We start from the raw sequence: 529 nt of genomic DNA on the forward strand, positions 1-529 counted from the left end.
TGCGAAAATTTGAGAGACTCATACACACTTTACGTGTGTCGTTTCAATTTTCAGCTTGATCCAGATTTTTAAAGAGCAAAACTTCGCAGTGAACCTTTTCAGGTACACTCTGAAGTTTTCTTATATGAGCAGTAAAATATGGTGGAGCTATGCGGGATCGAACCGCAGACCTCCTGCGTGCAAAGCAGGCGCTCTCCCAGCTGAGCTATAGCCCCATACAGTACAGTCAGAACCTCTTACCGATGATTTTTCCTGAGACAAGGCGTGGAATGACGAAGCATACTTAAAGTATGTGAGTCATTTCACAACGCAGTATTCAGGGAAAATCTGGTAGGCCTGAGTGGACTTGAACCACCGACCTCACCCTTATCAGGGGTGCGCTCTAACCACCTGAGCTACAAGCCTGTAGAGGTTTTTACTGCTCGTTTTTCATCAGACAATCTGTGTGAGCACTGCAAAGGCAGGTTCTTTAAGGTAAGGAGGTGATCCAACCGCAGGTTCCCCTACGGTTACCTTGTTACGACTTCAC

At 46.3% G+C, this 529-nt stretch carries 2 tRNA genes and 1 rRNA gene; all 3 read right to left on the reverse strand.

Features of this window, described 5'->3' with window-relative positions:
* Positions 1 to 139: 139 nt before the first annotated feature.
* Positions 140 to 215, reverse strand: a tRNA-Ala gene (locus OGY62_RS01960).
* A 113-nt stretch (positions 216 to 328) separates the two neighbouring features.
* Positions 329 to 405 (reverse strand) — tRNA-Ile (locus OGY62_RS01965).
* 70 nt (positions 406 to 475) lie between these two features.
* Positions 476 to 529 (reverse strand): 16S ribosomal RNA (locus OGY62_RS01970); the annotation flags it as partial.

This window comes from Citrobacter sp. CK198 (assembly GCF_030333295.1).
In the GTDB taxonomy this organism is placed as follows: Bacteria; Pseudomonadota; Gammaproteobacteria; order Enterobacterales; family Enterobacteriaceae; genus Citrobacter_B; species Citrobacter_B koseri.